Below are 13,990 nucleotides of genomic sequence, written 5' to 3' on the forward strand. Positions count from 1 at the left end.
GATTTCTTGCCTGCCCACCGGCTGGCCCGTTCGCTAAAACAGTCCACCGGACTGTTTCTATACGCTCCGTTCTGTTGTGAAAGCAGTTTTTATTGAAAATGTGTAGGCTGACAATCAAGTCTTATTTGTCCATGCGCCACCTGGCTCTATATGCCCACACGACAAGCCGACCCCTTCGTTAAAAATGTCCACCGGACATTTTCTTTACACTCGGTCCTGTTGTGAAATGAGGGAAGTCGGGAGTCGGAAATACAAAAATCACTTTTTAAACTCCACAAAAGTATGGTCTTCGCCATCTAGTTCTTCTGCGATTATTTTTGAAATAACATTCCAGTCCCCGCCGGCAAGTCCTGCTCCAATAGCAGGGTATCCAATTCGGAGTCCGGAAAACGATTCCTTTATTTTTTTAAAAGCTTCCCGTATGGCATCATAATCAGCCTTTCGACCACTTCCACGCCAATGGTATTGTGTATAGGCGTTAACAACCGTCAACTTACCGTTTGGTAATTCTATTTCCGCAAAACTCAGCTTTCCCAACTTTGGCCTATCCCCTTTTCCAGTTTTTAAGTCCGCCTCATAAGCTTTTGGGAATTTGAGTTTTATCGTTTTGGCAATTCCTGCCCCCATAGTACAAAAACAGTTGCATCCGTGTACAATTAAGTCAAACTCTCCGTCTAATGCCAGTTCTATTAAATCTCCTTGTATCGTTTTCAATTCGGTATATTTTATTTTGTTTGTTTCAGTTCTATAGTTTGTTCCTTGGTTCCACAAACGAGTTTTATCCGATTAACCCCCCAATGTCCAGAGGTGATGATATATTCATTTGTAAATTTAAATTTCTCAACAGCTCCATTCATTTTTTTGCCCTTTTTGACTGCAACTATCGGAGTCAATTCAATTATCCGATCACAATTTGGAGTCGTGTTTTTATTTAACCGTTCTGAAATATGAATTTCTTTTACATAAGACACCCAATCCCCATCAGGTTTTATTTTTCCATTTATGGTATAGGAAATCAAGGATTTGTTGTTGAATAGATTCAATTCACTTTGAATTATTTCTACTGAAAATCCCTCAATAATCAACTTCTCTTGATTTGACCACCAACCAACACGGAATGTCTCCGGAATTTCAATTTTAGGTTTTCTGGTTTTCTTCGATAATTTCTTTTTAAACACGCGTTAGATTTTAGATATGGTTTACAACTGGTAGAACTTAGGATCCTAGCTGTTTTATTTCACATCAAACCCCCGTCTTCCGACTTCAGACTCCCGACCAACCTCTAACTGATCAACTCATACGTTTGTTTCGCAATCTCCAATTCTTCATTGGTAGGGATGACCAAGACCATCACTTTGGAGGTTTCTTTGCTGATGATTCTGTTTTCGGTGGAGCGGACGTTGTTTTTGTAGTCTTCGAGTTCAATCCCCAGATAGTCCATATCCTCACAGACCAATCGCCTTAAAACACTACTGTTCTCCCCTATTCCAGCGGTGAACACAAGGGCGTCCACTCCGTTTAATGCGGCGGCATAGGCGCCGATGTATTTTTTGATCCGGTAGGCGTTCATCACCAAGGCGAGTTGGCATTCCTTGTTGCCTTTTTCAGCTTGTTCTTCAATTTCCCTGAGGTCACTGTAACCGGTAAGTCCGAGCATTCCACTTTTTTTGTGGAGGAGTTCGCTGACTTCTTCCAAAGAATAGCCCAGGGTTTTGACCATATAAAATATAATAGACTGGTCGATATCCCCGCTACGTGTCCCCATGATAAGTCCGTTAACCGGTGCAAAGCCCAGGGAATGGTCGATACTCTTTCCGTTTTTAACAGCGGTGATACTGCATCCGTTCCCCAAGTGGATGGTGATCAGTTTTGATTCTTTCCTACTGATGAAATCCAGGGCTTTTTCAGCTACATATCTATGGCTGGTGCCGTGAAATCCGTACACACGGATGTTGTCTTCGTCCAAAAATTTATTCGGTACAGCATATTTGTATGCTTTTTCGGGTAGGGTTTGATGAAAAGCCGTATCGAAGACTGCTACTTGTATGGCATCGGGAAAAACCGATTCGGCTACTTCTATCCCAGTATAGTTATGCGGATTGTGTAAGGGAGCCAATGGAAACAGTTCTTTGATGGCGTTTTTTACCTTGCCGTCGATCACGATAGTATCGGCAAATTCTTTTCCTCCGTGCACGACCCTATGACCTACGGCATCGATCTCTTTCATGTCATTCACTGCACCTCTTTCGGAATCCATCAGGAGTTTGGCGATTCGTTTTAACCCATCTTCGTGATTGGGAATGGGTACCTCGTCAGCGATGTTCATTTTTTTGGATTTGTAATGAATGGCCGAATTGTCCAAACCGATACGTTCTACCAATCCCGACGCCTGAACGATCTGCCCCGGTATTCTTATCAGTTGAAACTTAATGGACGAACTCCCTGAATTGATGACTAGTATTTTTTTCATGTGTATTATATGTTTTACATCCCCCTAGTCCCCTTCAAAGGAGGAATTTATTATTGCTCCTTTCAGCATAAAAGAACGGGTTGTCCCCTTGAGGACAAACAGAGTAGCAAAACATATTTTGCCACAAGGTTTGCGAGCGCAGCTCATTAGGGGTGTTTCACGGATGTTTGTTTAAAATATATTTTGTCGTTTTGTTTGTTAACATAGTTTATTAGGGATATCTATCTTCAAATCCCCTGCGCCTGAATGGCAGTGATGATAACGGTGTTAAAAATATCATCGACCGTACAACCACGGCTTAAATCGTTTACGGGTTTGTTAAGGCCTTGCAACATCGGACCGATGGCAAGGGCTCCGGTTTCCCGCTGTACGGCTTTATAGGTGTTGTTTCCGGTGTTCAGGTCGGGAAAAATAAGTACACTGGCTTGTCCGGCTACATCCGAATCTGGCAATTTGCTCTTTCCCACCGTGATATCTACTGCTGCATCATACTGAATGGGCCCTTCGATTTTTAGATCGGGACGTTTTTCCTTGACGATCTCTGTCGCTTTTCTTACCCGATCCACATCAGCTCCTTTTCCGGAGGTTCCGGAAGAGTATGACAACATCGCGATTTTGGGTTCTATCCCAAAGGCTGCACTACTCTCTGCCGAGGAAATGGCAATTTCAGCCAGTTCTTCGGAAGTTGGATTCGGATTGATGGCACAATCGCCAAAAATAGACACCCGATCCTCCAAACACATAAAAAATACAGAAGACACCACAGAAACACCAGGTTTGGTCTTGATGAACTGCAAAGCCGGTAAAATAGTGTGCTGGGTGGTGTGTACCGCTCCGGAAACCATCCCGTCTGCATGACCTTTATAGATCATCATTGTACCGAAATAGGAAACATCGCTCATCCAGTCCCTCGCAATATCCATATTCACGTTTTTGTGTTTCCTCAATTCGTAAAAGGTCTTTACGTAATCGTCAAAGTGCTCTGATTCCACCGGATTCACAATATTAACTTTATCCAGATCCAATTCGACCGGAACGCCCAAATTGGTGATTTTCTCTTTAATTTTTGCCTGATCCCCCAAAAGGGTAATATCAACAATATCAATAGCTGAAAGGCGTGCTGCTGCGATCAGGATACGATCGTCTGTTCCTTCGGGAAGGACAATGTGTTTTTTCTGTTGCCGCGCCCGTGTGATAAGTCCGTACTGGAACATCCTCGGGGTGATTCCTTTGGGTTGGAAATTGATCAACCGCTGAGCTAGTTGTTCAAAAGAAACGTATTTTTCAAACGTACTGATCGAGGTTTGTATCTTCGGAATGCTATCCGCATAAATATTCGGTTTGATACTCCCTACCCTGTTGGTCACGCTGAACGTACCATCCTTCACGGAAATGATCGGTACGATCTGTGACAGACCATCGATAAGTTTTAAAATGGAAGCTTCGGGTTTTAATCCGCCCGTTAGGATAATCCCCGAAATACGTGGGTAATTACTGGAGACATTGGCTTGTAGTGCTCCTAAAATGATATCGGCACGATCGCCGGGGGTAATCACCAGGCTGTTGTCTTTTAAATGGGTAATATAATTACGAAGTTGCATCGCGCCCACTCCAAAACTTCCGGTTTGGTTGCTCAAAAACTCTTTTCCGAAGAGCACTTCGCCTTCCAGTTCTTCCACGATCTCTTTCAGGGTCGGATTGGCAAGTGTTTCCACTCTTGGAATAGCAAAAACCTCTACTTCATCCGGAAGGAATATGCGCAATTCTTTTTTGATCAGGTCGAGGTTCTTCGGATTGATCTTATTGGCAATCATCGCCATAACGTTCACATCTTTTTCCACGAAAGTGGTATAGGCGAGTTGCAAACTTCCGGCGAGTTCGTCCTTTGTTTTATTCTTGCCACTTGCCACGAGAATTGCAGGAAGCCCCAGGTTTTTAGCAATGTGTACATTCACATCAAACTCAAAAACACTTCCCTCTCCCGAAAAGTCAGAACCTTCAACCAGAATAAAATCAAACTGCTCTTCCAGTTCTTTATATTTTCTGATAATGGTATCGATGATCTCTCCTGATTTCCCTTTATTCCGCTTTTGAATGATCTCATTCCGCTTGAAAGCATAGGCATTTTCATAAGGAAGATCTACCGAAAAATAAGAAAGTACTGTGTCGAGGTGATTGTCTTTTCCGCCTTTTTTGTCCTCATCTATGATCGGACGAAAATATCCAACCTTGGCTGTTTTTCCCAACAGCGTTCGCATCAAGCCGAGTGTGACCAATGATTTTCCGCTATCAGACTCCAGTGTGGCTATATATATACCTTTGTTCATTATAATCTGTATGATATATCAAAAATAGGTTATCTACAACAGCTTTCCTAAATGTTTTAATACCTTTATCCTTCAATTTATTCAGATAAAAAATGAGGACATTATTTATAAATATAAAAGAATTATTACAAGTACGTGAGCCTGAGACTATCAAGATTAGCGGAAGGGAGATGCAAACCATGCCGTCGATCAAAAATGCTTTTTTATTGGTCGACGATGATAAAATAGTAAGTTTCGGGCCTATGGTAGCAGCAAACAAGAACAAAGGCGGTCGTGTTGTTGATGTGGAAGGGAAAATGATCTTACCCGCATGGTGCGACAGCCATACGCATTTAGTCTATGCCGGAAATCGCGAACAAGAGTTTGTGGACAGGATCAACGGACTCACCTATGAGGAAATTGCCAATAAAGGCGGGGGTATTTTGAATTCTGCCAAAACCTTACAAGACACTTCTGAAGAGGATTTGTATCAGCAATCTGAAAAGCGATTGAAGGCTGTGATGCAGCTTGGCACAGGAGCTATCGAGATAAAAAGCGGTTACGGACTCACAGCCGAAGCGGAAATAAAAATGCTGAAAGTCATTCAACGTTTAAAGAAAAAATACCCCGTAACCATAAAAAGTACGTTTTTGGGAGCTCACGCTGTTCCTGCGGAATATAAAAATGATCCGAAGGCGTATGTGGATCATGTTATTGAAACGATCTTACCTCAAGTGGCCGAAGCTGATTTAGCAGAATACATCGATGTTTTTTGTGAGAAAGGATATTTTTCCGTAGCCGATATGGAAGCGATTCTGACTGCTTCCAAAGCATACGGACTCACCCCAAAAGTGCATGTGAATCAGTTCAACGCCATCGGCGGGGTGCCTTCCGCAGTAAAACACAAGGCCTTGTCAGTCGACCATCTCGAAGTGATGAATCCCAAGGATATTCAAGCCCTCAAGGGCTCGGAAACCATGCCGGTCGGACTTCCGCTATGTTCGTTTTTCCTGGGGATTCCTTATACTCCGGCACGGGAGATTATCAACAGTGGACTCCCCTTCGCTTTGGCTACCGATTATAATCCCGGTTCGTCGCCCAGCGGAAATATGAACCAAGTGGTAGCAACGGCTTGTATTAAAATGAAAATAACCCCAGAGGAAGCCATCAATGCAGCTACCTTAAATGGTGCTTATGCCATGGGCATTGCTGAAACCCACGGAAGCATCACCATAGGGAAAAAAGCGAATCTTATCATTACAAAACCCATCCCTTCATACGGTTACCTGCCTTATGACTTTGGAAATAACAATGTTGATAAGGTGATGATTGGTGGGGAGTTTGTAGGGGAAGAATAAGTTTTTATATTATCATCTTAGGCTCAGTACTTTAAAGTACATCCCCCTTATCCCCCAAAGGGGGAATTTTCAACGCCCTCCTTAATACCGTCACCGGATGCAGGGCTTCCCGTTGTGTTCCGTCTTTTATCTGATGTCGGCAACTGGTTCCGTTTGCGGCAATGATGGCGTCTCTATCAGCTTTACGAACTGCAGGGAATAATCGTAATTCACCAATATCCATACTGGTTTTATAGTGTTCTTTTTCATAACCAAAAGATCCTGCCATCCCGCAACAACCGGAGTTGATCATGGTCACCTTATAATTTTCCGGAAGGTTCAACACATCAAAAGTCGCTTTAATATTCGATTGCGACTTCTGATGGCAATGTACATGGAATTTAACGCGGCGCTCTTCAGCTGTAAAATCACCCGCATTGATATTTCCTTTTTTTATTTCTTCGGAAAGGAATTCTTCTATGATAAAACTGTTGTCCGCTACTTTTTGTGCTGCTTCCCTATCATTTGCCATTCGCAGGTATTCATCCCGAAAAGACAGAATGGCTGATGGTTCGATACCGATAATGGGAGAATTCGTATCAATAATTTCATTCAATCGTTCAATATTCTGATTGGCCAATTTTTTTGCCTGTCCCAAAAAACCTTTTGACAAAAATGTGCGTCCGCTTTCCCCGTAAAACAGCTCCACCTCATACCCTAGCTCTTTCAAAAGATCAATGGCGTCCTTTCCTGTATTGATATCCAATAATTCAGTAAACTCATCAATATACAGAATAACTTTATTTTTTGTAACTGATTTATTTTTAGATAATTGATTGTATTTATCGAAATTAAAGCTTCCAATTTTAGGCAATTCCCTTTTCGGGGCGATATTCAATGTTTTTTTCAATAAAGAAGCTGTTAAACTACTGTTTGTGACAAAAGGGAATTTACTTCCGAGTCGGTTTAATTTGGTGGTGTATGCAAAGGCTTTATCTCGTAGCGAAGGCCTGTTATCCTTATAATATTGATATAAAAATTCCGCTTTTAGCGTAGCTACATCCACGTTACTCGGACATTCACTACTACAGGCTTTACAACTCACACAAAGATCAAACACTTCTTTAAGTTCTTTGTTATTGAATTTATTAGGCTTATTTGAATGGGTTAAATACTCCCGTAAAGCATTTGCCCGTGCCCTGGTGGTGTCTTTTTCATTCCTTGTCGCGTGATAACTCGGACACATGGCACCATTGGAAAGCTCTGTTTTCCTGCAATCCCCACTACCGTTACACTTTTCCGTCGCCCTTAGAATTCCCAATGAATCTGAAAAATCAAGTAGTGTTTCCACCTCAGGCTCTACCCTATCTGATTCATAACGAAGAGATTCATCCATAGGCGCACTATCCACAATTTTCCCCGGATTGAAAATACTATGCGGATCAAAAACTTGTTTTAACCGTCTTAAAAGTTGGTAATTCTCACTTCCAATCATCAATTCGATAAATTCTGCCCTCACTCTGCCATCACCGTGTTCTCCACTCATCGAGCCATTGTATTCCTTGACCAAATGAGCGACATCGGTAGTGATCTGTCTGAACAATCCCACATCTTCACTCTTTTTCAGATCCAAAATCGGTCTTAAATGCAATTCCCCTGCTCCTGCATGGGCGTAATAGACCGCTTTTTGATCGTATTTCTTCATAATGGCCGAAAAACGGGTGATATATTCACTCAAGTCTTCAATACTAACCGCGGTGTCTTCGATACAAGCCACGGCTTTTTTATCGCCCACCATATTCCCGAGCAGACCCAATCCGGCTTTTCTCAGTTCTAATGCTTTGTTTATATCGTCTCTGTATAGTGACGGATTTGCATAGCTCAACTTATTTTCCTCCAGAGTTTTGATGAGTGCAGTTCGTTTTTCTTCCAGTTTTTTCTTGTCCGAATCACGTAATTCAAGCATAAGAATGGCTTCGGGATCGCCTTCAATAAAAAAACGGTTCTGCATTTGGGTTTTGTTGTTCTTTGTGCAATCGAGAATCACTTTATCCATCATCTCGCAAGTGTACAGATCGTGCTGCATCACAGCATAGACAGAGGCACAGCAATCAGCTACACTTTTAAAATGTGCCGCTACCATCACCGAATTTTCCGGCATAAGCGTGTCCAATTGAAGTTTGATTTTAGTAATAAAGGCCAAGGTTCCTTCACTTCCTGCGATAAGTTTACACATATTGAAATGACCTCCACTCTCAGTAAACGGTTCAAGACGGATCAATTCGTCAACAGCATAACCGGTATTTCTTCTGTGGATCTCCGGCTTTGGAAAGTTTTTCTCAATACGTTCTTTTATGTCTTTTGCTGATAATTCCGCGTGAATAGTGCGATAAATATCCCCTTCCAGGGTTTGCAAACCTCGTTTTTGATCAAATTCTGCAGCGGTAAGTGATTTAAAAACCACTTCGCTTCCATCACTTAGAATAGCTTCAATTTCTAAAACCTTATCCCGGGTCGTCCCGTATTTAATAGAAGTAGTTCCACTGGAATTATTTCCCGTCATCCCTCCTATCATACAACGGTTGGAAGTCGAGGTATTAGGTCCGAAAAACAATCCGTGTGGTTGTAGGTACATGTTCAATTCATCACGGATTACCCCCGGTTCTACCATTATGGTTTTGTTCCTCCTGTCCATGGCCATAATACGGGTAAAATGCTTGGAAACATCCACTACAATACCATTTCCTACACATTGTCCGGCCAAAGAAGTTCCAGCGGTACGTGGAATAAGAGAGGTTTCGTGTTCATTACAAAAAGTGATGATTTCTTTAATATCATCTTTGTCTTTGGGGTAGGCAACAGCCATAGGGATTTCCCTATAAACAGAAGCGTCTGTGGCATAGATTGTTTTATGGAGATCGTCAAAAAAAAGCTCTCCTTTCAGTTTTTTATTCAGCTTCCTTAACATATTTTTAAGACTCTTTTAACAAGTGATAATGAACTTTGACTTACTTTAGTATCGTATCTATTACAAATAAAAACTTTAATTTATGAATAAAATAATTTTGTTCTTTGTTTTTGCATTTGCATTTACAGTATCTGGATTTTCACAAGACATATCACCAAATGCTATTGGACTCCGCTTAGGGGACAGTGATGGTTTTGGTGCAGAAATCTCATACCAAAGAGGTCTTTCAGCAAACAACAGATTGGAATTTGATTTGGGATGGAGAGATGGTAATAATTATAACGCTTTTAGGTTAACCGGACTTTATCAATGGGTATTTCCTATTGATGCCGGGTTTAACTGGTATGTAGGTCCCGGACTCGGTATCGGCGGTTATGACTATGACGATGAATTCATTGCAGGCAGTGACGTTGACGACAGCGGAACCTTTGCATACGTTGCAGGAGATATAGGTATTGAATACAACTTTCCTATTCCCCTACTCCTTTCTTTAGACTTCAGACCGGAATTGGGTTTTGGGGATTTTAATGACGATCTCGATTTTGATATCGCCTTAGGAGTTAGATATCAATTCTAAAGAAATAAGAATAAAAGTATTAGAAAAAGCCTTGGGAATTCACTTCCGAGGCTTTTTTTGTGAATTCCCTTTACGGATTCAAATGAAATTTTAACTTTGTAGCTAACAGAAACTGTATAAATATAACTTAATGAGAAAAATTGGAAGTATTCTTTTGTTGGCCATAGCAATAGTTGCGTGTAATAAAGCAGAAGAAAACAAATACAACGTGACCGTCAGCGTAGATGGTGTTGAAGACGGCAAAAAAGTGTATTTACAAAAACCGGTAGACGGACAACGCCCGGAAGTGGTAGATACTTTAGAAGTAATAGCAGGGAAATTTGAGTTTTCAGGAACTGCCGAAAGCCCGGAAATACACTACCTTTTCTTTGATGGGTTTCAAGGTGTATTGCCGATTATCCTGGAAGAAGGAAATATTGATGTTACAGCTTATAAAGACAGTTTGAATTACTCCTTGATCGAAGGAAGTCCGTCTAATGAAGATTTCACGGCTTTTATTCAGAATTCAAGAAGCATCAGACAAAAAATATCTGATATCCAGAAACAAGGGATGGCAGCCCAGCAAAAGGGAGATACCGTTACCATGAATACGCTGAAAGAAACCTTTGAAGAGGTACAACAAGAAGCGAGGGATTATGAAGAATCTTTTGTGAAGAATAATACAGACTCTTATGTTTCCGTATTGGTACTTGAACAAATGATGCTCTCTAAAAAGAAAACAACAGAAGAAATTAACGAATTGTTCAATAATCTTTCTGACGAAGTAAAGGCAACGGCAAAAGGTAAAAAAATTGCTGAAGAACTGGAGAAAGTAGACAAGCTTTCCGTTGGCGCGGTAGCCCCTGATTTTTCGGCGCCAAATCCTGAAGGAGAGACCATTTCTTTAAAAAGCTCTTTAGGAGAAAAAATAACCATTTTGGATTTTTGGGCAGCTTGGTGCAAGCCTTGTAGAGCTGAAAATCCGAATCTGGTAAAACTTTACGAAGAATATCACGACCAAGGCCTGAATATAGTGGGCGTTTCTTTAGACCGTAAAGCCGAGGACTGGAAAAAAGCCATTGCGGATGATCAACTATCATGGACACATATGTCCAATGTAAAATTCTGGCAAGACCCTATTGCACAATTATATAATATCAAATCCATTCCTGCATCATTTGTTTTGGATGCTGATGGAAAGATTATCGCTAGAGATTTAAGAGGAAAAGCCTTAGATGATAAAATTGCTAGTCTATTGCAATAAGCAATAATAAGATTTGACAACAGACAATATAAAAAAGAGGCGTTCTAAGCGCCTCTTTTTTGTTTAGTAGACCTGTCTAGGTTTTGGAAACCTGACAGGTCTTTTTATTCTATTTCTATTTCAATTCAAAAGTAATATTGATCTTGGCTTCGATGGCCATTTCCCCTACGGCAATGGTTTCAGCACTATCGTCAGATGCCACAGCGGTTTTAGCCATAGACATTTCATACATAGGCCTTGGATTGCTCGCCACAGAGCCTTCTGAAATAACAATCGCTTTCCCGATGCTTTGTCCAAGTACGGACGCATATTCTTCTGCTTTCTCTTTAGCATTTTCAACCGCTTCTTTTCTCGCTTGTGTCTTATATTTTTCAAGGTCATCCGATTTGAAGGTCACGCCGTCTATCCTGTTGATTCCAGCATTCAATAAACCTTCTGTAAATTCAGCATATTTATCCAAATCCCTTAACAAGATCGACATGGACTGGTTTGCCACATATTTGTACTCCTTGGTTTGATAATTGTAATTCTTATTCAGATTCACATACTCGGTCCTGATATCTTTTTCATCAATTTTCATCGATCGGGCATATTTTATCACCTTATCAATGGCTATATCATTCTTGCTTTTCACCTCCTTGGCGGAAGTGCCTTCACTTTCAACCCGAACCTTGATCAAAACCTGATCGGGAACTACTTTGACTACCCCCTCTCCTATTACGGAAATGGCTGGTGTCGGTTTTTCTTGTGCTTGTAAACTACTCATACCTATAATTGCAGTTAGTACTAAAATTATTTTTTTCATCTGTTTTACTTTTTAGTTTTATAAAGTTATATGCCATATACAAACAAGATGCCAAACTATATTTTTCCTGTTTTTTCAAGGATAAATAAAATTATTATTGGTATCGCCAACAGAGCAACCATAAGTGGTTCATTGGTAAAGAGTGACGGACTAAACAGAAGCGTCATCACATACCCCCCTATAGCTCCACCAAAATGTGCCGTATGTCCTATATTTCCAGCTCTTGTTTTCATTCCGTAAATGGAATACAACAAATACCCAATACCGAAAATATAAGCCGGAATGGGGATTGGGATAAAGAAAAATGCGAGTTTCATCCCCGGTTGTAACAAAATAGCGGCATATAAAACCCCTGTTACTGCCCCACTGGCCCCTACTGCACTGTAGTGATATTCATCCTTATGAAAACTCAGCGACAATATGCTGCCTGCAAGTAAGCTGACAAAATAAATGACCACAAACTTGGGATCTCCAAAATGATTGACCACAATAGGTGCAAAAAAATATAATGTGATCATATTGAACAGAAGATGCGTAACATCTACATGCAGAAATCCGGAGGTAATATTTCTTAATTGCTCCCCCCGTCGTATGGCTCCGATATTGAACTTATAACGTTCAAAAAATGAAAAATCATTGAATCCTTTAATGGAAACTAAAACATTGGCGGCAATGATAACAATAGTAGCGATGCTTAAATTCATATATAATAGAAAGATTTAGCAGGGTCTGTTAACACTACACACTCAAAGCGGCTTTTTGGTTTATTTTCCGCCTATCTTCGTTATTTTTTCCTCATTTGACGTAGCCAAATTCGTCGAAAATGCCTCGATAAACATAAAATACCCTCAAAAATCCATCATTTCTGGTAGTGTTAACAGACCCTAGTCAAAACGACATCTTTTTTCTCATTGTAAATATACGTAAACAGAATGAACTTCACGTCTATTAATATTCCACTCCTAACGGAGCTTTTGTAGAATACAGATATGACTTATTATTGATATTTCGCCCCTAGCGGGGCTTTTGTCATCTTGACACTTAACTGTTTCTGAATTTATAAGGGCTTTAAAACAATTTCAACACTTGTAGTTTGGTTCCGGCCTACAATAAAAATATTGAAAATCAAGGAAGCAGTAGTGACAAGAAGATAAAAATCTGTTTGAGTTCCGCCCCAAGGCGGAATGAGTTCTTTTTATCCCTGCCTACCGGCAGGCAGGTGTGGTTGGGGATTCCGTAGTGTTTTCTTATGTTTTTATTGTCAGCCTAGACTTTTTTGGTTCTTTTTTGGGCGATGCAAAAAAGAATGTGTGGTTTGTTTTATCTGATTTATCAAATTACTTATTCCAGAGGAAATATAGTTATATTTGCTCAAAATACTCTCTGAATGCAATTACTTGTTTATTGGCTTGTTTACCCTTTTATATGGATACTGTCCATGCTTCCGTTTCCGTTTCTTTACACAGTTTCAGATGGTGTTTTTTTTCTGATCTATCATGTTGTTGGTTACCGAAAAAAAATGGTGCTTGATAACTTAAAATTGTGTTTTCCCGAAAAAACCGAGCAGGAATTATTGAAGATCCGAAAGAATTTCTATCATCATATGTGTGACCTCTTTCTGGAAATGATAAAAACATTGAATATGTCTCAGGAAGAAATGCGCAAAAGGACCGTATTTCATAATCTTGAACTTCTTGAAAAATATGCCAAAGAAAATCGAAGTGTCATTTTACTTTGTGGGCATTATGGGAATTATGAGTGGGTATTGTCATTGGGACTGCACATCGCACATAATGGTTATGGCATCTATTCGCCATTGTCCAATAAGTATTTTGATCGTTTGGTGAAGAAAATCCGTAATAAACACGGTGGTGAGCTTATCTCCAGATATAATACTGCTAAAAGAATTGTTAAACACCAACGCTCGAACCATCTTTCGCTCTACGGTTTTGTCAATGATCAATCCCCAATGGCAAACCACGCTCGGTATTGGCGCGATTTTTTTGGGGTGACAGTACCGGTATTCACTGCCGCAGAAACCTTAGCCAAAAAATTTGATATGCCCGTGGTCTTTTTCTGTGCAAGGAAAGTAAAAAGAGGCTATTATGAAACTACAATTGTCGATGTAGCTGAAAATCCGAAGGATTATCCTGATTTTCAGATTACCGATGTATACACCGAAATGTTGGAGAAAGAGATTCGCGAGCAACCGGAATACTATTTGTGGACCCATAATCGCTTTAAGCACAGGGACAAGGTTCCTGATGAATTCAAAAAACAATAA

General features: G+C 40.5%; 11 protein-coding genes. 4 read left to right on the forward strand and 7 right to left on the reverse strand.

Annotation, left to right across the window (positions count from 1 at the left end):
• Window positions 1-258: 258 nt before the first annotated feature.
• The 4 genes from OOZ15_RS09365 to pta form a co-directional block, all read right to left on the reverse strand.
• Window positions 259-714 carry a macro domain-containing protein gene (locus OOZ15_RS09365; protein ID WP_265956113.1) on the reverse strand — a complete coding sequence of 152 codons (456 nt, stop codon included), beginning with the start codon at window positions 712-714 and terminating at the stop codon, window positions 259-261.
• An 11-nt stretch (window positions 715-725) separates the two neighbouring features.
• Entirely contained in the window at window positions 726-1,178 is a 453-nt protein-coding gene (locus OOZ15_RS09370; RefSeq protein ID WP_265956115.1) for a hypothetical protein, read from the reverse strand.
• 104 nt (window positions 1,179-1,282) lie between these two features.
• Complete coding sequence (locus tag OOZ15_RS09375) at window positions 1,283-2,470, reverse strand: acetate/propionate family kinase (protein WP_265956117.1); 1,188 nt, start codon at window positions 2,468-2,470, stop codon at window positions 1,283-1,285.
• Window positions 2,471-2,697: 227 nt separating this feature from the next.
• A complete protein-coding gene (pta, locus tag OOZ15_RS09380) occupies window positions 2,698-4,797 on the reverse strand; it encodes a phosphate acetyltransferase (protein WP_265956119.1) in 2,100 nt (699 codons plus the stop codon).
• A gap of 92 nt (window positions 4,798-4,889) precedes the next feature.
• On the opposite strand from pta, the gene hutI reads away from it, so the two are divergent.
• Window positions 4,890-6,134 carry an imidazolonepropionase gene (gene hutI / locus OOZ15_RS09385; RefSeq protein WP_265956121.1) on the forward strand — a complete coding sequence of 415 codons (1,245 nt, stop codon included), beginning with the start codon at window positions 4,890-4,892 and terminating at the stop codon, window positions 6,132-6,134.
• A 31-nt stretch (window positions 6,135-6,165) separates the two neighbouring features.
• On the opposite strand, the gene OOZ15_RS09390 is transcribed toward hutI, so the two are convergent.
• The gene (locus OOZ15_RS09390; protein ID WP_265956124.1) at window positions 6,166-9,081 is read right to left on the reverse strand and encodes an FAD-binding and (Fe-S)-binding domain-containing protein; all 2,916 of its coding nucleotides are present in this window, start codon (window positions 9,079-9,081) and stop codon (window positions 6,166-6,168) included.
• Between the two features lie 82 nt (window positions 9,082-9,163).
• Between OOZ15_RS09390 and OOZ15_RS09395 the strand changes: the two genes are divergently transcribed.
• Both OOZ15_RS09395 and OOZ15_RS09400 read left to right on the forward strand, forming a co-directional pair.
• Window positions 9,164-9,658, forward strand: coding sequence for a hypothetical protein (locus OOZ15_RS09395; RefSeq protein ID WP_265956125.1), 495 nt, complete (start codon window positions 9,164-9,166; stop codon window positions 9,656-9,658).
• A 130-nt stretch (window positions 9,659-9,788) separates the two neighbouring features.
• Window positions 9,789-10,901, forward strand: coding sequence for a TlpA disulfide reductase family protein (locus tag OOZ15_RS09400; protein WP_265956126.1), 1,113 nt, complete (start codon window positions 9,789-9,791; stop codon window positions 10,899-10,901).
• A 115-nt stretch (window positions 10,902-11,016) separates the two neighbouring features.
• Here OOZ15_RS09400 and OOZ15_RS09405 read toward each other — a convergent pair whose 3' ends face one another.
• Entirely contained in the window at window positions 11,017-11,706 is a 690-nt protein-coding gene (locus OOZ15_RS09405) for an SIMPL domain-containing protein (protein WP_265956127.1), read from the reverse strand.
• 56 nt (window positions 11,707-11,762) lie between these two features.
• On the reverse strand, window positions 11,763-12,410 hold the full coding sequence (locus tag OOZ15_RS09410) for a rhomboid family intramembrane serine protease (protein WP_265956129.1): 648 nt from the start codon (window positions 12,408-12,410) through the stop codon (window positions 11,763-11,765).
• Window positions 12,411-13,093: 683 nt separating this feature from the next.
• Here OOZ15_RS09410 and OOZ15_RS09415 point away from each other — a divergent pair.
• On the forward strand, window positions 13,094-13,990 hold the full coding sequence (locus OOZ15_RS09415; protein ID WP_265956131.1) for a lysophospholipid acyltransferase family protein: 897 nt from the start codon (window positions 13,094-13,096) through the stop codon (window positions 13,988-13,990).

Source organism: Galbibacter kalidii, assembly GCF_026241135.1.
GTDB lineage: Bacteria > Bacteroidota > Bacteroidia > Flavobacteriales > Flavobacteriaceae > Galbibacter.